Origin of the sequence: Halomonas sp. KO116 (genome assembly GCF_000734975.2) — a bacterium.
GTDB lineage: Bacteria > Pseudomonadota > Gammaproteobacteria > Pseudomonadales > Halomonadaceae > Vreelandella > Vreelandella glaciei.
Genome location: NZ_CP011052.1, coordinates 2006024 through 2028231, shown reverse-complemented (window position 1 = coordinate 2028231; position 22208 = coordinate 2006024). Strand labels below are relative to the sequence as shown.

Sequence of the window (22208 nt, the reverse complement as noted above, 5' to 3'; positions counted from 1 at the left end):
AAACATGAAACTAAGACATAAAATACAGGCATAAAAAAAGTCCCCCGAAGGGGACCCAGGTGGAGCACGCCAGCTCACTCGGTGTGTTGCTACCAGGTGGTAACAACGTGGATGAAGAAGGCAGAGAAGCTAGATAGTGAATGGTGCCTCTCTATTCAATCACCCTTTGCCATATATATTGCGATCTGCGTGCCACTTTTTAAAAAATAACCATAAAACAACAGCTTAATATAATACCACTTGATTCGCATTGATCTTTCTCGCACTGCAACAAATAAAGTGCACCACCATTGCGCAATTTTCAGCCTTTGTGCATCACAAAGAATCATGTGAGTTCGTTAGCGCTTAAAAATCCTCAAGATAGTGGCTAGGGTGTCACGATAATTTTCACTTGGGCTTTGTCGTTTAGCAGCGCCTCAAAGCCCTCCTCCACGATATCCGCCAGTGGAATGCGCTGGGTCACCATGTCCTCGGCGCGGAAGTAGCCTCGCTGCATCAGTGCCATTACCGCGGGGTAAACATGGCGATAGGCAATAATGCCCTTCATGGTGCGCTCTTGGATGACTAGGTCGTTAGGCTGAAAGCTGGCCTCTCCTTCCCAAATACTCACCACCACCACTTCACCCCCTTCGTGGGTGCTATGCAGCGCCTGATTCAGCACGGCAGGAATGCCGGTGACTTCAAACGCCACGTCTACCCCGCCACCACTCAAGACTTGTAGCTTCGCAACCGCATCCTCCTGTTGCGGGTCAACCACAATAGCCCCTAACGCTTCGGCTTTGGCTTTCCGTGAAGGCGCGACCTCAACGGCATATATTTGAGCAGCGCCTGCGGCCTTGAGAGCCTCAATCGTCATCAAGCCAATCGGCCCAGCGCCAAATACTACCGCGCTATCCCCCGCTTTCAGGCAGCTTTGGCGCACCGCATGCAACGCTACCGCCGCAGGCTCGACCAGCGCGCCTTGCTCGTAGCTAAGATCATCCGGCAGCTTATGCACCATATGTTCACCCATGACGGTGAACTCCGAAAAGCCACCGCCCCCGCCAGAGAGGCCATGAAAGCCCAATAGCGGTGTTAAGTTATAGCGCTCCATTAAGTAGGCGCCATCCTTATTGGGTGAGAGAATCGGCTCAATGGCCACGCGGTCGCCTACCTTCACCCGCGTGACTTTCTCGCCGACCTCGACCACTTCCCCAGCGAACTCATGGCCCATGATGATCGGCGCCTGCTCGCCACTGATCGGGTGCGGCTTACCTACCGGAATAAAAATCGGCCCGGCAGCATACTCATGTAAATCACTGCCGCAAATACCACAGGCAGCCACTTTCACCTTCACTTCATGGGAGTCGCTGATAGTGGGAACCGGCACTTGCTCAACGCGTAAATCTTTTGCTGCATACCAAACCGCGGCCTGCATCGTTTGCTGACTGATGGACTGACTCATGGGTTACCCTTCCTTGTTAAGACGTGTGGTGAACCGGCTGCAGGCCATAGACAGGCGTTTCCAGCCCCTCCATGCGTGCCTTTAACTGCAGCGCCAAATAGTGTGAGTAGTGCCGCGACTGGTGCAGGTTGCCGCCGTGGAACCACAGCGCCTCCTGCTGGGTAGGTTTCCACATATTGCGCAGCTCGCCCTCCCAAGGGCCGGGGTCTTTGGTGGTGTCAGAGCCCAAGCCCCAGCACTTGCCCACTTTATCCGCCACTTCCTGGGAGATAAGCCGCGCCGCCCAGCCATTCATGGAGCCATAACCGGTGGCGTAGACGATCAAATCTGCTTCTAGCTCGCTGCCATCGGTGAGTGTGATGGAGTGAGGGTTGATACGCTCGATCCCTACGCCGCTGCGCAGTTTTATATCGCCACTGGCGACCAGATCACAGGCGCCCACATCGATGTAGTAACCCGAGCCCCGGCGCAGGTACTTCAAGAACAACCCAGACTCATCATCACCGAAGTCGAGTAGAAAGCCTGCGTCTTCCAGCTTCTGATAGAACTCGGCGTCGCGCTGTTTGATTGCCTCAAACGCCGGACGCTGAAAATCTGGCAGCACCTTGTAGGGAATCGAGGCAAAAATCAGATCAGCCTTCTCGTGGGTTAAGCCATTAGCCACCGCTTCTTCGGAGTAGAGCGGCCCCAGCACTTCCTCCATCAAAGAGTCCGACTTCACAATATGGGTGGATGAGCGCTGCAGCATGGTCACATCGGCGTCGTGCTCCCAGAGTGCCGCGGCAATATCGTGAGCGGAATTATTGGAGCCCACGATTACGCACTTTTTGCCCGCGTAAGCATCTGGCCCCGGGTGCTGGCTGGAGTGCTGCTGCTCACCTGCAAAGCTTTCCGCGCCGGGAAATGTCGGCACATTGGGCATACCCGACATCCCGGTGGCCATTACCAGCTGTTTCGGGCGTAGCGTGATCTCTTCGCCGTTGCGCTTAACGTTAACCACCCACTCGCCTGCGGCGTCGTCATAGCGTGCATTCTGACACTCAGTGGAGCTCCAATAATTGAGCTCCATCACCTTTGTGTACATTTCCAGCCAATCGCCCACCTTGTCTTTCGGTGCAAACACCGGCCAGTTCTCCGGGAAGGGAATATAGGGTAGGTGGTCGTACCACACCGGGTCGTGCAGGCAGAGAGATTTATAGCGCTTGCGCCAGGAGTCACCGGCTCGCTCGTTGCGCTCGATAATAATGGTCGGCACGCCCATCTGCTTCAGCCGCGCGCCCAAACCAATACCGCCCTGGCCGCCGCCAATAACAACGCAATACGGCTGCTGCGTGTAGCCAAGCTCTGCCTCTTCGCGCTCCCGTGACTCTAACCAGGTTTCACGCTGCTTATTGGCCCCGTGCTCGGCCCCTTTTGGGCGGTTGTGGTTACGCGGCTCGGGAAAGTCGTGCAGTGACTGCATGGTGGTTAACAGCGTCCAACATTTGCCGTCTTTAAGGCGCAAGTAGCCTTTGCCGCTGGCGACCGCTGTCTCAAAGGTAAACCACGCCTCACTGGTGTCGCCGTTCTGGGCAGCTTCGCCTTCTAGCTGCCAGTTCGAAGGACGCACGTTCTCCAGGGTGGCATTGAGCATGGCCTGAATAGCGTCTTTTCCCTCACAGGTTTTTAAATTCCAGGTAAAGGTTACAAAGTCGCGCCAGTAACACTCCTCATTAAATAGCGACAAAACACGCTGAATATCCTGGCCTTGCAGCGCTTTATCAAAATCACTCAGCCACCCTTGAACAGTGGCCGTGGCGGTTTGCTGGGTTTGTGCCGATATCTCGGACATAGCGAGAACTCCATCGTTTGTTATTGTTGAATTGCTGGTGAGACACTCAACTCTAAGCACCCGCCGTGCCAATCATTTCAGATAAACCACAAGCATATGAAAAATATGAATAAATTTAAAAAAACAGTTGTCGATTAGGCGTTGCCTAAGGCGTACACCTGTCACATCTAGTTGTAAACAACGTTACAGGTGTAACGCACGACTAACGGCGTAATAGCGCTGCGTTGACACCCACGCCAGAGCGCATAGGCTGGAAGGACAATAACAAGCCCCACGGTGAACCACGCCATGCCCACTCAATCGTCCCAGCCCGCACGGCTGCCATCCGTCCAACGCCAGCATATCGAGCATATTTTCCAGCTCGGCGAAGGCTTGGAAATGCCACAGCTACCCGCCCAGCAGACTATTCGACGCTCCTGGCTGCGCTGCCTAAACGAGTACCAACTCGATCCCACTCAGCCACGCCCAGCCCGGGTGGTGCCTCAACAAATCCTGATCGAGCACCGGGAATCCGTGGATGAACTACTGCACGTGGCAAGAGCCGGGGTTGACCAGCTTTATCAGCAAATTGCGCAACTAGGCTACGTGCTACTGCTCACCGACCACCGCGGGATAACCGTCGAGTTTCGTGGCGACCCCAACCAAGACCAGCAATTGCGCAAAGCGGGCCTTTATCTCGGTGCCGACTGGGACGAACGCTTCGCGGGTACCTGTGCCGTGGGCACTTGCCTGCACGACCGCCAAGCGATTATTTGCCACCGCCAGGAGCACTTCGACGCCTCGCATATTTCGCTTACCTGTACTGCCGCGCCCATCGCCGACCCCCAGGGCAACGTCATGGCCGTGCTGGATATCTCTGCGCTGCAATCGCCTACCCAGCATGAGAGTCAGAACTTCAGCCTTTCGCTGGTGACGCTCTACGCACGAATGATCGAGGACGCCTATTTTCTCCAGCGCTACCGTGACTGCCTAATGGTGCGCCTGGATACCTCGCGAGAGTTTGTGCATGTAAATGGACGCGGACTCATCGCTATTGAAGAGAACGGGCAAGTGATTGCTGCCAACGCAGTGGGCCGTGATCTGATAAGTGAACACCAGCGCCGTTGGCCACCCTGGTCAGCCCATCACACCCCAATGCTGGGGGAGCTATTCGAGTGCGAGATCGCCGATGTGCTCAGCATTAATAGCGCCACCGACGATCAACTGCGTGCTTTTCGCGCCAGGGTCGACAACACGATTTACTTTATTGGCTTGTTGGAGCCACGCCGTCCTCGACTTGCTCAGCAAGCGCAATCGCTCCCCTCCAGCCTGCCGGAAGCACTGGTACGCCTCGGTGCCGACGACCCAGCCATGCGCAAAGTGCAGAAGCTGGCTGAGCGGCTGCGCAACGAAGCCAGCGTCAATGTACTGATTAGCGGTGAAACCGGCACCGGCAAAGAGGTCGTTGCCCGTGCCCTGCATGACAGCGGCAACCGATCTAAAGGCCCCTTTATCGCGGTAAACTGTGCCGCCATTCCCGAAGCGCTGATCGAAAGCGAGCTGTTTGGTTACGAGCCCGGCGCCTTTACCGGCGGGCGCGCCAAAGGTATGCGCGGGCTGATCCCCCAGGCCCACGGCGGCACACTGTTTTTAGATGAAATCGGCGATATGCCGCTGGCCCTGCAAACCCGCTTGCTGCGCGTGCTGGCAGAACGGGAAGTCATGCCACTGGGTGCCAATACGCCCGAGAAGGTCGATATTCGGGTGATTACCGCCACTCATCGCAATATCGATGCGATGATCCAGCAAGGTGAGTTCCGCGAAGATCTCTATTACCGCCTTAACGGGGCCCAACTGCGCCTGCCCGCGCTACGCGACCGCGCCGATAAGCTCTACGTTATCCGCCGTGTATTTGACGACATCATCCAAGAGCGAGCCTCCAACCAATCACCGCGCCTGCGGGCCGATGCCATCAGCGCCCTGCTCGCCTATGCCTGGCCCGGTAATATCCGCCAGCTAAAGAATGCGCTGGCGTTTGCACTGGCCACCTCAGAAAGCGACGAAATCACCGTACATGACCTACCCGAGCAGTGCCTAAGCCAGCGCATCACGCGGCAGGCAACTTTCCAGCCTGCAGACGCTGGTCGCGACACTGATCACACATTGCTGGAAATGCTCAAGGAGCAGCACTGGAACATTAGCGCGGTAGCCCGCGCTCTCGGGGTTTCGCGGCCTACCGTGTACCGGCAAATGCAGCGCCAAGGCATAGTGCCGCCAAATTGGCAGGGCTAAGCGCAAATGTGTTAATCCGCTAGTTGGCCTTGGGGTTTACCCTCACGTACACTTGTTTGAACTCGTTTATCCATTTATAAACCCGCTTTCGACAAGCCGAGGCTCTCCCATGGCGTTTGACTCCACTTCTTCCTATATCGCAACCGATGCGCTTAAGCAGGCGGTGAATGCTGCCGTGGTGCTCGAACGACCGCTATTGATCAAAGGCGAGCCGGGCACCGGCAAAACCCTGCTGGCCGAAGAACTGGCCGAGTCTCTTGATACCCAGTTGATTACCTGGCATATCAAATCCAGCACCAAGGCGGCCCAGGGTTTATACGAGTACGATGCCGTCAGCCGCCTGCGTGACTCTCAGCTAGGCGTTGAAGGTGTAGAGAATGTCGCTAACTACATCAAGCCCGGCAAGCTGTGGGAAGCCTTTACCGCCAACGAGCGCGTGGTGTTATTGATCGACGAGATCGACAAGGCCGATATCGAATTTCCCAACGACCTGCTCCAAGAGCTGGATCGTATGGAGTTTCACGTTTACGAAACTGGCGAAACCATCCGCGCCGAGCAGCGCCCGATTATCATCATCACCTCGAATAATGAAAAAGAGCTGCCGGATGCGTTCCTGCGCCGCTGTTTTTTCCACTACATCGAGTTCCCCGACCGCGAGACCATGCAGGCGATTGTCGATGTGCACTTCCCGGATATCGCCTCCCGGCTTGTCAGCGAAGCCCTAGAGGTATTTTTCGAGCTGCGTAAAGCGCCAGGCCTTAAGAAAAAGCCGTCAACGTCTGAACTGGTCGATTGGCTCAAGCTACTGATGGCTGACGATATTGCTCAAGAAGCGCTCTACAACCGCGACCCGGCCAAAGCGCTGCCGCCGATGGCCGGCGCCCTGGTCAAAAACGAGCAGGACACCCAGTTGCTCGAGCGCTTGGCGTTTATGATCCGTCGTCAGAAAGGCACAGGCCGCTAAGCCATGTTTATCGGCCTATTCGAAACGTTAAAGCGCGCGGGCGTGCCCGCCTCACTGCGCGAGCTTTTAGATCTTCATGCTGTAGTGGAACGCGGCGTGGTGTTCGCCGACATGGAGGCCTTCTATCAGGTGGCCCGCACGGTGATGGTCAAAGACGAGCGCCACTTTGACCGCTTTGATCGTGCCTTCGCCGCCTGGTTTAAAGGCCTCGAGGACATGGACGCCGCTATTGAAGCGCTAATCCCCGATGACTGGCTGCGACGGGAGTTTGAGAAGCAGCTGACCGACGAAGAGAAAGCCAAGATTGAATCTCTGGGTGGCCTTGAAGAACTCATCGAAACGTTTAAAAAACGCCTGGAGGAGCAAAAAGAGCGCCACGCGGGGGGCAATAAATGGATCGGCACCGGTGGCACTAGCCCTTTCGGGGCCTACGGCTACAACCCAGAGGGCATTCGTATTGGTCAGGATGGCTCGCGCCACCGCCGCGCCACCAAGGTCTGGGACGAGCGACGCTTTCGGGATTACGATGATTCGCTGGAGCTAGGCACCCGCAATATCAAGATGGCGCTGCGGCGGCTGCGCAAGTTTGCCCGCCAGGGCGCGCAGGACGAGTTCGATGTGGATAGTACCATCCGCGAAACCGCCAAAGATGCCGGGCTACTCAACGTGCAGATGCGCCCAGAGCGCCATAACGCGGTGAAGGTGCTGCTGTTTTTGGATGTGGGCGGCTCGATGGATGACCATATTCGCGTCTGCGAAGAACTGTTCTCTGCCGCCCGCTCAGAGTTCAAGCATCTGGAGCACTACTACTTCCATAACTGCCTTTACGAAGGGGTTTGGCGAAACAATATGCGTCGGGGTAACGAGCGGATCCCGACCATGGATGTATTGCACACCTACGGTGCGGATTACCAGGTAGTGATTGTCGGTGACGCGGCCATGTCGCCCTATGAAGTCACACACCCCGGCGGTAGCGTAGAGCACTTTAACGACGAAGCGGGCGGCGTGTGGCTTAAGCGTTTATGCGAAACGTTTCCTCGCCTGGCGTGGCTTAACCCGATGCCGCCCCGGGCCTGGGAGTACACCTACTCGACCCAACTGATCCGCGAGATCATCGATGACCGCATGTACCCCATGACCATGGAGGGCCTGGAAACCGCCATGCGCGAGCTAGCAAAGAAGTAGTCTAATTATCCGGCTATTATCTGGCCATGCGCGTCAGCACATCGTGGTGAGTCAGCTTGCGATGCAAAATGGCCATCACGATGTGCCCTACTATCAGCGCCAGCAGTGTCCAGCCCAGCTCACCGTGGAGCAAACCGCCGAGATCCGTCATCCAGGTGATCTCCTCGCCCTCAAAACCTGACATCAGATTAATTCCAAACATCTCAAGCGAACGGCCCGAACCGTACTGGCGAATAAGTGCAATCGTCGGAATCGCGATCATCAAGCCGTAGAGTGCAAGATGGCCCAGCTTTGCCATAACGCTCACCGATGGCGGGCGACGCGACGCATTGGCTAACGCCCATATCGTTCTCAGTACGACTAAGGTCAGTAGCAATACACCCACTGGGTAATGGGTTCCCCAGAAGAACGCTTCAAAGGGTGTGTCCGGAAAAAGCCAGTGCGCCGTGGCACTCGTAAACTGCCAAGCAAACAGTAGCGTCATCCCCCAATGCAACAAGCGGCTAATCGCACCGTAACGTTGACTGTTATCCATTATCGGTAATGCCACGCAGCTTCTCCCTTCTTTTAATAAGCTAGTCGTGATGCTTATTTTATTGGGGCAACACGTAAATAACATGGCAACAACGTGCAACTTGGTTGCACAAACTGGAACGCAACGTTTCCTAAGGGCTATTAAAGCGACTGCGGGAAATCGTTTAAGCCCTTCAAAAAGGCCTGCTTGGCAGCCTCAAACGCCTTAGGGTCATGTTTAAAGCGACGCAGGATAAGCGCTTCATCCAACACCAGGGTAGGCGCCAATTCGCGAATACTCTTGGCAGGATGGCGAGCGCCCAAGCCAATACGCTTTCCATCCACCCCGCCGAACCAGCGCTTAATGCCACTTTTTTGATAGAACGCTTCTTGTTCGGCGTTATCCACTTCGACACGTAGCGGCGCTTTCAGAGTAAGTTCGCTGATTAACCGCTGCTGAGCATCTGCCTGGTCAAGCGCGCAGGCGTGAGTCACCGCCATGCCCTCACCCTCCTCGTCCAGCACTAGCAGCGCCAGCGCTTGAGGTTTACCCTGCCCATCAACAGCAGCAAACAGCCGCGCTGCTTCTTGCGGAAAAAACACACTGCAGGTCCCGGTGAACACGACCAGCGGCGTAAGACCCGCCTCTTGTCCGTAAACCTCAGCGCATAATCGCGCCAGACAGGCGTTGCGCTGGGCTTCTGCGTTAACGTGTACGACCTTCATTTGAATCATCCTCACCGACTAAAAACCCGCAAGCCTAGAGCAAACATCACCGTTTTGACAGCGCGACGTGCCTCACCACAACGTCCATTCATTTTTACTGATACTGAACACTACTGTTAACAATCTGTCGAAGAGAATTGTAAGCGTGAACATCACTTAGAAGGAGCTAGTATGCCCACTTTTATGAATGACCCTACCATGCCCACACCAAGCTTTCCCGGTAGCCACATGGTAGTCGATGATCACTATGTGTTTATTTCAGGACTGACCGTTGACGATCTCTCTAACGGCCACGCCGTCAAAGGCGACGTTAAAGAAGAGACCCGCCTTGTGATGCGCGCGCTATCGCGCATGCTTGAAATGGAAGGCGGCAGCTTAGCGGACATAGTGCGGGTGGATATCCACCTCACGGATCTACACGCTATCCAAGACATGGACAGTGTTTACGCGGAGTACTTTGAACCTGGACGCTACCCTGCCCGCACCTGCACCGAATCCCCTAACCTCTACGGTGGAAGCAGTATTGAAATCACTGTGATGGCGAAGCGCCAGCTTCAATCAGAGCAATAACCGCCTCAATATCAATGTGGGCTTCCAGCATATCGGCTAAACGATCAAGCTCACGTTCACGGTGAGCCTGATAATCGCTCTGCTCCCCATTAACCAGGCCCAACTGTTTCAGTAGGGCTTGGCAGGCCTCTCGGTGATCAAATAAGCCATGCAGATAAGTACCCATGATTTGGCCATCCTCACTAACCGCACCTTCAGGTAGACCGTTTATCTCAAATAGCGGCGAACTAAGCGCCTGACCTTCACTAACGCCGTTATGAATTTCATAGCCAGTAACTGAAGCGCCATCGGCTACCACTATCCCGCTCACGTTGCGCAACTGCTTGCCAGCGACCATGCGCGTTGTGAGAGCTAGAAATCCCAATCCTGCTACGGTTCCTGGTTTTCCCTCCAAACCTTCTGGGTCATCTACCCATTCGCCCAGCATCTGAAAGCCACCGCAAATACCCAGCACTTTGCCGCCATAGCGCAAATGACGCTGGATTGCCTTATCCCAGCCCTGGCGTTTCAGCCAGTCAAGATCACTGGCAGTACTTTTACTTCCGGGCAGAATGATCACATCGGCGGCGGGTATTGGTTGCTCGGCCCGGATAAACGACAACGAGACCTGGGGGTGTAGCCGCAGAGGGTCAAAGTCAGTGTGATTACTGATGCGCGGTAGCGCGGGAACGATCACGTTAAGCGTTTCATTGGCCTTTTTAGCGTGGGTTAAACCAATGCTGTCTTCGGCATCGAGTACCAGCCCCTGCAGATAAGGCAATGTTCCAAACACGGGTTTTCCCGTGCGTTCCTCCAACCACTCAAGTCCAGGATTTAAGAGCGCAATATCTCCCCGAAAGCGGTTGATAATAAAACCCTTGGTGCGCGCCTGTTCGCTCTCACTCAACAGCGCCAGCGTACCTACCAGTTGGGCAAATACACCACCGCGGTCAATATCGCCTACTAACAAAACCGGGCAGTTAACCGCTTCGGCAAAGCCCATATTGGCGATATCGCCCTCGCGTAGATTGATTTCAGCGGGGCTGCCAGCGCCTTCAGCAATAATCACGTCAAAACGACTTTCTAACGCTTGCCACGCGGCCATTACGCTCTCTTGAGCGGTACGTTTGAAAGCGTGGTAATCCAGCGCGTCCATATGGCCATGTACCTTGCCACGTAAAATCACCTGGGCGCCGCGATCGGTTTCCGGCTTTAGCAGTACCGGATTCATATCGCTGTGGGGTGCTAAATAGCAGGCTTGTGCTTGTAAGGCCGTGGAGCGACCAATCTCGCCACCATCGCTGGTCACGGCGCTATTCAGCGCCATGTTCTGGGGTTTGAACGGCGCCACTGATATACCACGCCTTGCCAGCGCGCGGCAGAGCGCAGCCACCACAGTGCTTTTACCTGCATCCGAGGTGGTGCCTTGAATCATCAGTGTGGCCATAAAGAGTCTCGCCCAGGTGAACAAGGTCGAGACTGTAGCGGGAGGTGATAAACGGCGCAATGTGTCTATCCGTTTCCAGACATATCGATCATCGTACGACCACTATCTAGCTCTACCCATGCCCTTTTCCGTTTTACGTCACTAATCGGTTAATTGATTAAGACACGCGTGATAAACCGCCAAATCATCAGCCGAAAAACAGCAGAATGTCACCGACTCAACGCTTGGGTACTTCTTCAACACCGTTTTAACCGTTGAGACGGCTATCGCCGCGGCCTGCTGGATGGGAAAACGGTACACGCCGGTGCTGATACTTGGGAAAGCCACTGTGTCAGCATTCACGGTAGCCGCCAACGCTAAAGACTGCCGATAGCAGGAGGCAAGCAGTGCCTCCTCGCCTTGTTCTCCGCCCTTCCACACCGGGCCAACCGTATGGATGACATAGCGGGCCGGTAACTCAAAACCATCCGTCAGCTTGGCTTCTCCTGTCGCGCAGCCGCCTAGCTCCTTGCAGGCTGTCAGCAGTTCAGGCCCCGCAGCGCGATGGATAGCGCCGTCAACACCGCCACCCCCAAGTAGTGAGGTATTCGCGGCGTTCACAACTGCATCGACCTTCAGGCGTGTTATATCCGCTTGAATGGCGTTGATGTTCATAAAAATCTCCTTCTTTACTTCATCTTTACTTCGCGACTGCGTTAGAGAGAAAGTTCTACTTCAGGGGTTGAAGCACTCAATTGCGCCAGCTCCCAGGCTTGCACCATCCGCTTTTTCTCAACACCCCACCGGTAGCCACCAAGCGCACCGCTTTGCTGAATCACCCGGTGGCAGGGAATCCACAGCGCGATCGGGTTAGCGCCTACGGCATTACCTACTGCACGGGAGGATTTTGGCGTGCCTAATGCCCTAGCGATATGCGAGTAACTGGCCAGCTGGCCTTCGGGAATAGTGAGTAGTGCCCGCCACACGGCAATTTGAAAATTGGTGCCCGTCACGTGCAATGACAAAGCAGCCGGCGCCTCTTCTGACTTGGCAAAAATCGCCTCCACCGCATAGCGCGTGGCAACTCGGTTAGGGTGGAAGGTGCTGCGCGGCCACTCCATGGCTAGCTTTGTCAGCAGTTCTTCTTCACTGGTGGTATCGATAAAGCCCATGCGACAAATACCACGGGGCGTCATTGCCACAAACATGCTGCCAAGAGGCGTTTCATGAACCCCATAAGTAATCTCAACGCCCTCACCCTGGCGCTTATACTCCCCAGGCGTAACGGCCTCTAGCTGAACAAAGTGATCATAAAGCCGTGAGCCGCCGCTGAGCCCCAGGGTATGAGCAATATCCAGCAACGAAGTAGAGGAGTGCATCAACTGTTTACCCCGCTCCAGCGTTAGCGCCTGTAAAAATCGTTTAGGGCTAATCCCCACATAACGACAAAACAGCCGCTGGAAATGGAAGGCACTAATATGAACGTGAGCGGCCACTGTTTCCAAATCAGGCTGCTCAGTGGCATTGGCAACCATGTAGGTCATGGCCTTTTCGATACGCGCATAATCGTTCATGTTTATCTCTCTAGCCGTTTCAGGCTAATTATGGGCTTATCATGGCAGCCTAAGCGCTCAAGGCCCCGTTGCCGACCCGTATCTTGCTCAATGCATAGTGGGCAAATACCTATTGTTTTAGCGTTATTATTTCGGTGATGCAAAAAAGACAATCTACTTGTTTTCCGCTAGGGTGAGGCCCCGCCTCTATTGACAGTGCACACTAAGCCCATGCAAGACTTAATTGATGACATTGCCGCCGCCATGGCGAAAGCAGAGGAACGTGGCAAGGTCGCAGACTATATTCCCGAACTTGGCCATGTTGACCCACAACAATTTGCCATTTCGCTCGCCACCGTCGATGGCCAAGTATATTCGGCGGGCTGCGCGACCACCCCCTTCTCAATCCAAAGCATTTCCAAAGTTTTTACGCTGACGATCGCGCTAGGCCAGATGGGCGACTCACTTTGGACAAAAGTGGGCCGTGAACCCTCGGGCGACCCCTTCAACTCTATCGTGCAGCTTGAACACGAAAGCGGCAAACCGCGTAACCCGTTTATCAATGCCGGTGCCATTGCGGTGGTTGATGCGATCATGATGGGCCATGAACCCAAAGAGACGCTGGGTGAAATTCTCAGCTTTGTGCGCTATATCGCCGATGACGACAGCATTTGCTTTGACCATGCGGTAGCCGCCTCAGAAATGGCACACCGCGACCGTAATGCTTCATTAGCGCATTTCATGAAAGCCTTTGGTCACCTTCGCCACGACGTCGATAAGGTGCTAGGCACCTACTTTCATCAGTGTGCTATTGCGATGAGCTGTGAGCAGCTCGCTCATGCTGGCCTGTTCCTGGCTTCGGATGGCGTCAATAAACCCAGCAACATTCGGGTCGTCGCCCCTCAGCGGGCACGGCGTATCAATTCACTGATGATGATGTGTGGGCACTACGACGCCTCAGGGGAGTTCGCCTTTCGGGTGGGCCTGCCCGGCAAAAGTGGTGTGGGCGGCGGCATACTGGCCATCGCCCCAGGCCACGGCGCCATTGCCGTTTGGTCACCAGGATTAGACGCCTACGGCAACAGCTTGCTAGGCACCCAGGCGCTTGAAATGTTTGTACAGCACACAGGCTGGTCGGTATTTGGGCATTAAAAGCAAAGAGTTAAAGGCAATGGTTTAATCATTCACCTCAATTTTGTTCAATACCGCCAACAGGAACCATTACAAACTCCTTGCACTACCAAGGAGAATGACAATGAGCGCTACACTACTGCTGCCTACACTTCTGCCCATGACTGCATTTGCTCTTGCTGCGTCTATTTCGCCGGGGCCGGTCAACATCGTTTGTTTGAGTAGCGGTACGCATTACCCTATCGCTAAAGGGCTTGTTTTTGTAACCGGCGCCACGCTGGGTTTTGTCGCACTGTTTTTAGCCATCGGCGCTGGCCTTTACTCCCTGCTGAGTGTGGTGCCACTGCTGGAAACGTTTTCACGCTGGGCAGGCATTCTGTTTTTACTCTATCTCAGCTATCAACTTTTACAGCACGATGGGCGCTTGCAGGAGCGAGCCGGCGTCAAAGCCCCAGGGTTTATGACAGGCGCCATGATGCAGTGGCTCAACCCCAAGGCGTGGCTGGCGTCTGCCGCTGGCATTGGTGCCTACACCAGTGCTGATGCCCCCTATCAGCTATGGCTGTTTGCCGGTCTCTATTTGCCTATTTGTTGGATATCGCTAGCCAGTTGGGTATACGCAGGCGCTTTTCTGAAACCCTATGTTCATCGTCCTATCATCTTACTAACGGTTAACCGCGCACTCGCTATCTGCCTGGCGGCTAGCGCTATTGTCTTACTGGTTGAGTAGCGGGTAGCGGTACTGGTTGGGTGTCGCTCCTACCAGCCGCTTAAACGTTCTTTGAAAGTGTGGCTGATCATTAAAGCCAGTGTTCATAGCTGCTTGAACAATAGGCTGCCCGTGCTTTAGCGCTATCTGTCCCTTCTGGATCCGCTGGTTAATCAGGTAGGCATGAGGCGTTAGTCCGAAGTGCTGTTTGAAGGCGCGAATCAGGTGCCCAGCGCTATAGCCCGACTGCTGACATAGCCGCTCAAGCGATATATCGGAAGCATAATTGGCACGTAAATAAGCCGCGACATACTCTAGCGTGCTGGGCGCTTGAGGCAATGCGGCGGGGGATTCTTGAGCAAGTACTTGCAGCGTGGCAGACAAGTACTCGACTAACGCCGTTTGCTTATCGCCAATGTCGCGTTGTTCGTCCAGCAAACAAGCGGCCATATCGCAGTACCCGGCATAAAGCGCTGGCTGGGTAATGACGGCGGTAGCGATATCTTGCCAGTACGGCGTATTCAACAGGCCCAGTTGGTAACGCAATTCACTCAGCCACTCGGTATCGACGTAGAGCATCATGTACGCCCAGGGCTGGTTCTCGACGGGGTTGCAGGCATGCACCCAATGGGGATTCATCATAACGATATCTCCCGCACTAATCTGATGTGTCGCATCGCGATAGCAAAAGGTGCTTTGACCAGAGGTAACCGCCCCCAGCGACCAATGCGTATGGCTATGAGGTGCATAGCAAACTTGTCGCGCGTCGCTGATCTTGCGCAGTTCCACATATGGCATCCGTATATCGCGCCAAAAGACAGGTGTCGATGTATTAGATGTGGTAGCTGACGACTTGTTAATTGACAAAGGTGCACTCATGGTTTGCTCGTATTAATAAAAATAGCGACTCGTCTTTTTTGCAGAAACTACACTGGACAATAGCACAGCACACGCACAGTATGGGCCGCCAAAAAGCTCGAGATGAACTAGTTTGCATAGGAATTCGCAACGCCATATCAAGTCAGGAGGACACCATGGCTAATAGTATGAAAAACCCCGATCACCGTGATGCGATTACGCTTTTCGCCCGCATGGGCTACGCCTCCCGCGGCATCGTTTATGTGTTAGTGGGTGGCCTTGCCGCGCTGGCAGCCTTTGGCCAAGGTGGCCAAACAGAAGGCAGCCGCGGTGCATTAGAAAGAGTCCTCACCGCCCCCTTTGGAAAAATACTATTAGGTGTCATCGCAGTGGGTTTGGTTGGCTACGCCATGTGGCGCACCATTCAAGCGGTCAAAGACGCCGACCATCACGGCAACGGTGCTAAAGGCTTAGCTATTCGTGCAGGCTTATTAGCGAGTGCGATTACCCATACGCTATTGGCCTTTTTTGCCGCCACGCTCATCTTCCAATTTACGGGCTCTTCCGGGGGGTCAGGCGGTGGCTCACAGGGCGTGGCAGGCTGGTTGATGCAGCAGCCTTTTGGCCGTTGGCTGGTAGGGGCCGTTGGCTTGGTCATGATTGGTGTCGGCATCTCCCATGCCTTCAAGGGTTATAAGGCCAAATTTGACAAGCACTTTGCGATGCCACCCCAAACCCAAAAGTGGGCTTATCCCATCTGCCGTTTTGGCTTAGTCATTCGCGGGATTGTATTTGTCATCGTAGGTAGTTTCTTTCTGATTGCCGCTTATCAGTTTAACCCTGACCAAGCAGGCGGTACGGCTGAAGTATTTAGTGCGCTGCGCAGCCAAGCATACGGTCAATGGTTGCTGGCCATTGTCGCTATCGGGCTCTTCGCGTTTGGCCTATACAGCCTATTAGCGGCTATTTATCGCCGCATTAATCCAGAGATGTAGCGCCCCCTAATGGCCAATACAACGCGAACCAAGCAGTGGTTTGAGCGTATTAACGGCTCAAAGAACATGCTGTGGTTACTCGGCACCCTCTCCTTTTTGGAAACGATTATCCTGCCCATTCCGCTTGAGCTGGTGCTGATCCCGCTGATGGCAGCCAACAAACAACGTATCTGGCTTTTAGCGACGGTCACTACCGCAGGTTGCTTAATTGCATCGCTGGTCGGCTATGGCGTTGGCATGCTGCTTTTTCAGTCGATAGGTACTTGGTTTATTGAATTCATGGGCATGGAACAGAGCTATCAGTCGTTCCAAACCTTCTTCGATCAGTATGGTTTTGCCGCGATTTTAGCCATTGGTATTCTGCCCATTCCCTTTCAGGTCGCGATGATTACCGCAGGCCTTTCCGGCTACCCAGTCCTACTCTTCGCGCTAGCGGCGTTAATTGCCCGCGGCCTGCGTTACTTCGGCCTCGCCTGGCTCGTTCACCGCTTTGGCAGCCGAGTGCTGCTGTTATGGAAGCAACAAGCCCTAGTAACCAGCCTAGTGGCGGGTGTAGTGGTGCTGGCGGTGGCGCTGGGAATGCAGGCTTTGGCGGGGCTGATTGCTTAACCGGCGGTTGAAATATCCAGCCCCACCTTAGCAATGCGCGTTTGGCATTGGCTTACGCATCATCCTGCGTCTTACCAGGCGTTGCTGCCGTATGCTTGGCCTTCATATCTTTGAAGGCCTCCATGATGTCCATGGGTAGCGGGAACACAATCGTCGAGGCGTTTTTGTTGCTCATGTCGCTCATGGTTTGCAGGTAGCGAAGCTGTAGCGCGGCCGAGTTTTCCTGCATCACGTTGGCGGCCTCCACCAGCTTTTTAGACGCCTGAAGCTCCCCTTCGGCGTGTATCACCTTGGCGCGACGCTCGCGCTCCGCTTCGGCTTGGCGGGCAATGGCGCGAATCATGCTCTCATCCAAATCCACATGCTTGATTTCAACATTGGCCACTTTGATACCCCAGGCTTCAGTTTGGGTATGAATGATTTCCTGGATATCGTCGTTGAGTTTATCCCGCTCGGAGAGCATCTCATCCAGGTCATGCTTACCCAGCACGGAACGCAGCGTGGTCTGCGCCAACTGGCTGGTCGCTTGGGTGAAATTCTCGACTTGAATGATCGCCTTTTCAGGGTCGACCACGCGGAAGTAAAGCACCGCGTTGACCTTAACGGTGACGTTATCCCGGGAAATGACATCCTGCTCAGGTACGTCCATGGTGATCACACGTAAATCCACCACCTCCATCTTTTGAATGGCAGGAATCACAATGACCAACCCTGGCCCCTTCACTTTCTGGTAACGACCCAGAAAGAACACCACGCCGCGCTTGTACTCCGGCAATATACGAATGGAGGCAGCAATCAACATCACCACCAGCACCACAGGGACTAAATACGAAATAATCATTGGGCACCTCGTTTTGCAGATGGCTCGTTTTGCAGATGTTTCGTTATGGGGGAAAGCACGTCATCGTCGCAGGCATCACCGGGGCGTCACATGTACCGTTAAGCCTTCAAGACGCACTACTTCAAGCTCATCACCCTGTTTAACGGGCGCATCGCTCACCGCGTTCCAGCGCTCGCCATGCAGGCGTACATGGCCGTTGGTCTCAAAATCCTCCAGCGCCACCGCCGTTGCACCAATCAGTTGCTCCGCACCGCTGTGCACCGGACGCCGCCGCAGCGTTGCAAAGCGCGTTAACGTCCATAGCATCAAGCCGCCAAAAATCAGGGCTACACCGCCAATCAGCGGTAGCGAAATGGCCAAGTGTTCGGCATCCATCAGCATCACCGACCCCAGCACAAAAGCGATAATGCCGCCCGCCCCCAACACCCCGAAACTGGGCATGAACGCCTCGCCTACCATCAGTGCCATTCCCACCACCATCAGTGCCAGGCCCGCATAGTTAATAGGCAGAACTTGAAAAGCGAACAGCGCCAGCAGCAGGGAGATAACCCCAATAGTGCCGGGAAAAAGGCTGCCGGGGTTGGAAAGCTCGAAAATCAGCCCGTAAAAACCGATGATCATTAGGAAATAGGCAACATTAGGATTGGTGATCAGCGAGAGCAGTTGAGTACGCCAGTCCGGGTCGTAACGTTCAATGGCAAGATTCGCCGTCGCCAATGTACCCTCGCCGCGCTCCATCACCACTGTCATACCGTCAAGCTGAGCGAGTAGGTCATTAATGTCGCGCGCCACCACATCAATGACATTTTGCTCCAGGGCCTCACTTTCGGTGAGGTTGACCGCATCGCGCACCGCCTCTTCCGCCCAATCCGCATTGCGGCCGTGGCGCTCCGCCAGGCTGCGGATAAAACTCACCGCGTCTTCAATCACCTTGCGCTCCATGGCGCTGCCTTCCTGCTCGCCTTCAGACTCCTCGCCCGCTTCATCATCACCCGTCAGCCCGCCGCCGCCCATTTGCACCGGTGTCGCAGAGCCCAAATGGGTAGAAGGCGCCATGGCCGCTACGTGGCTGCCGTAAAGCAGATAGGTGCCTGCGCTGGCTGCGCGCGCGCCACTGGGGGAAACGTACATCACCACCGGTAGGTCTGAATTGAGCATTTCCCGAATCATATCGCGGGTGGTATCAACCAACCCGCCAGGGGTATCCAGCTCAACAATCACCACTTCGCTGCCCTGCTCTCGGGCTTTACGAAGACCACGTTCAAAATAATCCTTGGTCGCAGGGCCGATAGCGCCTTCAATATTGAGGATTAAAGCGCTGGGGGAAGTTTGTGCCCTGGCCTGCCACGTGAGCGACAGCGCCGCCATCAGTAATCCCGCCACCAACAGCCACAGCCAGTGCGATTTGTGAGGAAGGGAGTGCATATCCGCTCCAGCAGCTATCAATACGCTCAAGGGTATCTACTCAACGTAGCACCCGCAGTGAGCTTCGTCATGAACAACGTGATAGCGGGCGGTTAAGCGTAATAACGCCTAACCGCAGGAGGCTATGCTAAGCAACAGCGATGGCTGGAAGGACGTTCGAGGAGGTTGGCTGGGAGTTGGTTAGTTGACGTAATAGCCGCTTACCTTCCAATCGCCCCCTTCTAGGTGAGGCGTGATAGTTTCGGTAATCTGAGGCTTATTTTCAAAACGGGTCTGGAACGTAAACACCGCATAATCACCAAAAGGCGCGCCGGGCATAGACGTTTCACGGATAACACGTATTCGCCGCCTGGACTCAACCGCCCCAAAATCACGCCGGGCAGCGTTGAGGATGCCTCCCACGCTTGTTCATACTCACCGCTGTCGATGGCTTCAAGCCACGCCAGTGCTGCCGCTTCAGCCGCATCGGTGTGCGAATGCGCGTTCGTGGTGAGCAAGAGAAGCAAGGTAGCAATGATAAAGGTCACTGTTTTGGACATAGCAAACTCTTGTGGCAGCCAGGGTTAATTGTGCGTCTTAAGTCATTATCGGAAGCTGGGGAAATTTCTTTAGCGTTAATCCCGCCTAGCGGCGACTAATGATAGAAAGGGATTCACCTGTCGTGGTCCGCGCTTCTCAAACCCCACCTGCTCGTTTACTATGCGCCACCCAACCTATCCAGCCCTCACCTTTAGGCGACCATGTCCGTCAACGCCCTCTATACCGACCTTTCCGGCTACTACGATTTGATGTGCGTAGACATCGACTACCAAGCACAAAGCAACGCCATTCGACGGCTGCATCAGCTTTTCGGTAACGACGGCACCGCCCATCTGGATTTAGCCTGCGGCACCGGCCCCCACGTGCGCCATTTTATTGATTTTGGTTACACCAGTGGCGGGCTGGATATCAATCAGCCGATGCTGGATATCGCCGCCTCACGCTGCCCAGAAGCCCAGTTCACCTTGCAAGACATGAGCACGTTCGACGTTAGCGAACCTGTCGATTTAATCACCTGCTTTTTATACTCGATCCATTACAGCGACGGGGTTGAGAAGCTAGATGCGTGTATTTCTAGCGCGCACCGCGCGCTCAAGTCTGGCGGAATTTTCTGTTTTAACGCGGTCGATAAAGACAAAATCGATAACGGTTTATCGGTTAAGCACAGCGCCAAACAAGCAGACGATATATTCACGTTCCGCTCAGGGTGGCACTACAGTGGGCACGGTGAAAGGCAGGCGTTAAGGCTCAGCATTGAAAAGACCAGCGCCGGGGCCACCCAAGTATGGAACGACGAACACTCCATGGTGGCGGTGAGCTTTGTAGAGCTAACCGCCCTGCTAACGCCTTACTTTGAGGTGCATGTGTTTGAGCATAACTACGAGACCATCACCCCGTGGGATACTGTTTCGGGCAATGCGATTTTTGTCTGTGTGAAGCGTTAACGCTTGCAAGCGCATCGGCGCTAACCTTCTGCCCTAACGATTCAGGCTTCTGAATCTGAATCTGAATCATTCGAACTGGGCCGTAGTTGGCGCTGAACGCCGAGTAAAAAGTTACGCAGCACCTGATCTTTGCACTCGCGATAATTCTTGTGGCTTGGCTTACGGAAAAAAGCGCTTAACTCATGATTGCTTATACGGAAGCCTGCCAGCTCAAAAATAGCCAGAATATCGTCAGCCTTCAGGTTTAAGGCAATGCGCAGTTTCTGGAACACCATGTTGTTGTTCAACTGCGTCTCTGGCGCGGGCTGCGGGCCTTCGCGCTTGCCACGCTTGAAGCTGATAAAGCCGTTCAGAAACGCCGCCAGCTCTCTGTTTTTCATCGTTACAAAGGCGTCGTCTTCATCCTTTTTCAACCAGGCAGTGACCTGCTCTTGAGCCACGCTGACTTCTGCCAAGGTGAAAATATCCACGATGGTGCTGTCTTTTAAATCAAAGGTGTAACGTATGCGGCGAAAAATATCATTATTGGTCAAAATAGTGTCCCTAGTCTTAGGCAAACCCAGCACAATCAGGCGTTATGTGCATCTACGTCTATCATCAATATCACTAACATCAGCAGCTTAACAACTAACCTGATGTCAGCTTTCCAAGCAGCTCATCAATTTCGTCTTTAAGCTCGCCATCTTCAATCTTGTTGGCAGTGACTTGGGCCTTTTTAAGATTGTTGATCGCCGCATCAGTTTGACCAAGCTCAACCTGCAGCTTCGCCATGGAGAACGCGATGGATGACATATGGTCTTTCGAGTTAACTGCAACGGCCTTTTCAAAGGCTTTTTCATAGACAGCCAGCGCCTCATCCAGTTCTTCCGTGAAGTCAGCCAACGTTTCCCACTGCTCAGGGTGATCCTTATCGGTGTTTTCGTTCTCGGTGCAGATCGCTTCCAACTGCGCATAAAGCGTGTCAAACGCCTCTCTATCCTCTTTATCAGCAGCCTTCATGAGCTTTTCAGCGAGTTCGTAAACCGCTTTGTATATTTTGGTGTTAATCATGAACGACTACCTTTTCTCTATTAAAAACAGTAACAAGCAAAAAACCTGCTCAAAACAACGTTGTGGAACCGCCAACTCACCGTGGCCGGTGACATTATACCCTTTGAGGATAGCGCTACGGGCGTTCATTTTTCGGTTTTTGTAGCAAGACCAGACCGCTGATCGCTATTAACAGTAATGCTCCATGATGAACTCAGGTTGCCCCGTTTGCTCATCAATCTGCTCACCTAATGAAATAAAGCCATGCTGCTTATAAAAATTGATACTGAGGGCATTCTGGCTGTAAACACTGAGCTGCAAACACGACCTTCTGCTCTTGGCATCATCCATCAACGCTGACCCTATCCCTTGGCCTTGAAGGCTGGGTAACACAAAAACCGCTGCCAACGTATTTCCATAGAGGCAGTAAAACCCTGCTATCTGCTCATCCGCTTCATAGACAAAGGTCTCCGACGCAGGGATGTATACATCACGCATTTCGCTAACTTTGGACTGCCAATATTCTGACCCAGCAAAGGAGTGAGCTTTAATCGATGCTGAAAGCCAAATATCCAAAATATGCTCAATATCCGCCTCTCGGTATTCACGAATCATCTAGATGTTCCTAATGAGGGTCATCGGCGCCAAAGGCGTTACTGAAAAGC

At 54.1% G+C, this 22208-nt stretch carries 23 protein-coding genes; 9 read left to right on the top strand and 14 right to left on the bottom strand.

Annotation, left to right across the window (positions count from 1 at the left end; genetic code table 11):
- Positions 1–367: 367 nt before the first annotated feature.
- Complete coding sequence (locus KO116_RS09375) at positions 368–1444, bottom strand: 2,3-butanediol dehydrogenase (RefSeq protein ID WP_281372579.1); 1077 nt, start codon at positions 1442–1444, stop codon at positions 368–370.
- A gap of 16 nt (positions 1445–1460) precedes the next feature.
- Positions 1461–3275 (bottom strand): NAD(P)/FAD-dependent oxidoreductase, encoded by a 1815-nt coding sequence (locus tag KO116_RS09370; protein WP_035557184.1) that lies wholly within the window; start codon positions 3273–3275, stop codon positions 1461–1463.
- Between the two features lie 288 nt (positions 3276–3563).
- Between KO116_RS09370 and KO116_RS09365 the strand changes: the two genes are divergently transcribed.
- The 3 genes from KO116_RS09365 (at position 3564) to KO116_RS09355 (ending at position 7695) form a co-directional block, all read left to right on the top strand.
- On the top strand, positions 3564–5546 hold the full coding sequence (locus KO116_RS09365) for a sigma-54-dependent Fis family transcriptional regulator (RefSeq protein WP_035557182.1): 1983 nt from the start codon (positions 3564–3566) through the stop codon (positions 5544–5546).
- A gap of 109 nt (positions 5547–5655) precedes the next feature.
- Complete coding sequence (locus KO116_RS09360; RefSeq protein ID WP_035557178.1) at positions 5656–6510, top strand: AAA family ATPase; 855 nt, start codon at positions 5656–5658, stop codon at positions 6508–6510.
- Positions 6511–6513: 3 nt separating this feature from the next.
- Positions 6514–7695, top strand: coding sequence for a vWA domain-containing protein (locus KO116_RS09355; RefSeq protein ID WP_035557175.1), 1182 nt, complete (start codon positions 6514–6516; stop codon positions 7693–7695).
- Between the two features lie 16 nt (positions 7696–7711).
- Here KO116_RS09355 and KO116_RS09350 read toward each other — a convergent pair whose 3' ends face one another.
- Both KO116_RS09350 and KO116_RS09345 read right to left on the bottom strand, forming a co-directional pair.
- On the bottom strand, positions 7712–8245 hold the full coding sequence (locus KO116_RS09350; RefSeq protein ID WP_035557172.1) for a cytochrome b: 534 nt from the start codon (positions 8243–8245) through the stop codon (positions 7712–7714).
- A gap of 125 nt (positions 8246–8370) precedes the next feature.
- Positions 8371–8934: a hypothetical protein gene (locus KO116_RS09345; protein WP_035557170.1), complete on the bottom strand. Its 564-nt coding sequence runs from the start codon at positions 8932–8934 to the stop codon at positions 8371–8373.
- Positions 8935–9105: 171 nt separating this feature from the next.
- On the opposite strand from KO116_RS09345, the gene KO116_RS09340 reads away from it, so the two are divergent.
- Complete coding sequence (locus tag KO116_RS09340) at positions 9106–9504, top strand: RidA family protein (protein WP_035557167.1); 399 nt, start codon at positions 9106–9108, stop codon at positions 9502–9504.
- Here the strand turns inward: KO116_RS09340 and KO116_RS09335 are convergent.
- The 3 genes from KO116_RS09335 to KO116_RS09325 form a co-directional block, all read right to left on the bottom strand.
- Complete coding sequence (locus KO116_RS09335; protein WP_035557165.1) at positions 9464–10930, bottom strand: cobyric acid synthase; 1467 nt, start codon at positions 10928–10930, stop codon at positions 9464–9466. The two genes, KO116_RS09340 and KO116_RS09335, sit on opposite strands and share 41 nt — an antisense overlap.
- A 141-nt stretch (positions 10931–11071) precedes the next feature.
- Positions 11072–11584: an O-acetyl-ADP-ribose deacetylase gene (locus KO116_RS09330; RefSeq protein WP_035557161.1), complete on the bottom strand. Its 513-nt coding sequence runs from the start codon at positions 11582–11584 to the stop codon at positions 11072–11074.
- A gap of 41 nt (positions 11585–11625) precedes the next feature.
- The gene (locus KO116_RS09325) at positions 11626–12483 is read right to left on the bottom strand and encodes a bifunctional transcriptional activator/DNA repair enzyme AdaA (protein WP_035557159.1); all 858 of its coding nucleotides are present in this window, start codon (positions 12481–12483) and stop codon (positions 11626–11628) included.
- Between the two features lie 210 nt (positions 12484–12693).
- Between KO116_RS09325 and KO116_RS09320 the strand changes: the two genes are divergently transcribed.
- Entirely contained in the window at positions 12694–13614 is a 921-nt protein-coding gene (locus KO116_RS09320) for a glutaminase (RefSeq protein ID WP_035557157.1), read from the top strand.
- Positions 13615–13717: 103 nt separating this feature from the next.
- Positions 13718–14323, top strand: a complete 606-nt coding sequence (locus tag KO116_RS09315; RefSeq protein ID WP_035557154.1) for a LysE family translocator — start codon at positions 13718–13720, stop codon at positions 14321–14323.
- Here KO116_RS09315 and KO116_RS09310 read toward each other — a convergent pair.
- Positions 14309–15100 carry an AraC family transcriptional regulator gene (locus KO116_RS09310; protein WP_045812110.1) on the bottom strand — a complete coding sequence of 264 codons (792 nt, stop codon included), beginning with the start codon at positions 15098–15100 and terminating at the stop codon, positions 14309–14311. The two genes, KO116_RS09315 and KO116_RS09310, sit on opposite strands and share 15 nt — an antisense overlap.
- Positions 15101–15336: 236 nt before the next feature.
- Here KO116_RS09310 and KO116_RS09305 point away from each other — a divergent pair, with 236 nt between their 5' ends.
- Entirely contained in the window at positions 15337–16155 is an 819-nt protein-coding gene (locus KO116_RS09305; protein ID WP_035557152.1) for a DUF1206 domain-containing protein, read from the top strand.
- A 9-nt stretch (positions 16156–16164) separates the two neighbouring features.
- The gene (locus KO116_RS09300) at positions 16165–16764 is read left to right on the top strand and encodes a YqaA family protein (RefSeq protein ID WP_035557150.1); all 600 of its coding nucleotides are present in this window, start codon (positions 16165–16167) and stop codon (positions 16762–16764) included.
- 52 nt (positions 16765–16816) lie between these two features.
- Here the strand turns inward: KO116_RS09300 and KO116_RS09295 are convergent, their stop codons facing one another.
- From KO116_RS09295 to KO116_RS26190, 3 genes are all read right to left on the bottom strand, one after another.
- Complete coding sequence (locus KO116_RS09295) at positions 16817–17605, bottom strand: slipin family protein (RefSeq protein WP_035557148.1); 789 nt, start codon at positions 17603–17605, stop codon at positions 16817–16819.
- Positions 17606–17680: 75 nt separating this feature from the next.
- Positions 17681–19030 (bottom strand): NfeD family protein, encoded by a 1350-nt coding sequence (locus KO116_RS09290; RefSeq protein ID WP_035557145.1) that lies wholly within the window; start codon positions 19028–19030, stop codon positions 17681–17683.
- Between the two features lie 180 nt (positions 19031–19210).
- A complete protein-coding gene (locus KO116_RS26190; RefSeq protein ID WP_327050451.1) occupies positions 19211–19432 on the bottom strand; it encodes a DUF4019 domain-containing protein in 222 nt (73 codons plus the stop codon).
- Positions 19433–19770: 338 nt separating this feature from the next.
- On the opposite strand from KO116_RS26190, the gene KO116_RS09280 reads away from it, so the two are divergent.
- Complete coding sequence (locus KO116_RS09280; protein ID WP_035557142.1) at positions 19771–20514, top strand: class I SAM-dependent DNA methyltransferase; 744 nt, start codon at positions 19771–19773, stop codon at positions 20512–20514.
- A gap of 41 nt (positions 20515–20555) precedes the next feature.
- Here the strand turns inward: KO116_RS09280 and KO116_RS09275 are convergent, their stop codons facing one another.
- From KO116_RS09275 to KO116_RS09265, 3 genes are all read right to left on the bottom strand, one after another.
- Complete coding sequence (locus tag KO116_RS09275) at positions 20556–21047, bottom strand: DUF1456 family protein (RefSeq protein ID WP_035557139.1); 492 nt, start codon at positions 21045–21047, stop codon at positions 20556–20558.
- Between the two features lie 94 nt (positions 21048–21141).
- Positions 21142–21564: a replicative DNA helicase gene (locus tag KO116_RS09270; RefSeq protein ID WP_035557137.1), complete on the bottom strand. Its 423-nt coding sequence runs from the start codon at positions 21562–21564 to the stop codon at positions 21142–21144.
- A 168-nt stretch (positions 21565–21732) separates the two neighbouring features.
- The gene (locus KO116_RS09265; RefSeq protein WP_035557134.1) at positions 21733–22158 is read right to left on the bottom strand and encodes an N-acetyltransferase; all 426 of its coding nucleotides are present in this window, start codon (positions 22156–22158) and stop codon (positions 21733–21735) included.
- Positions 22159–22208 lie beyond the last annotated feature (50 nt).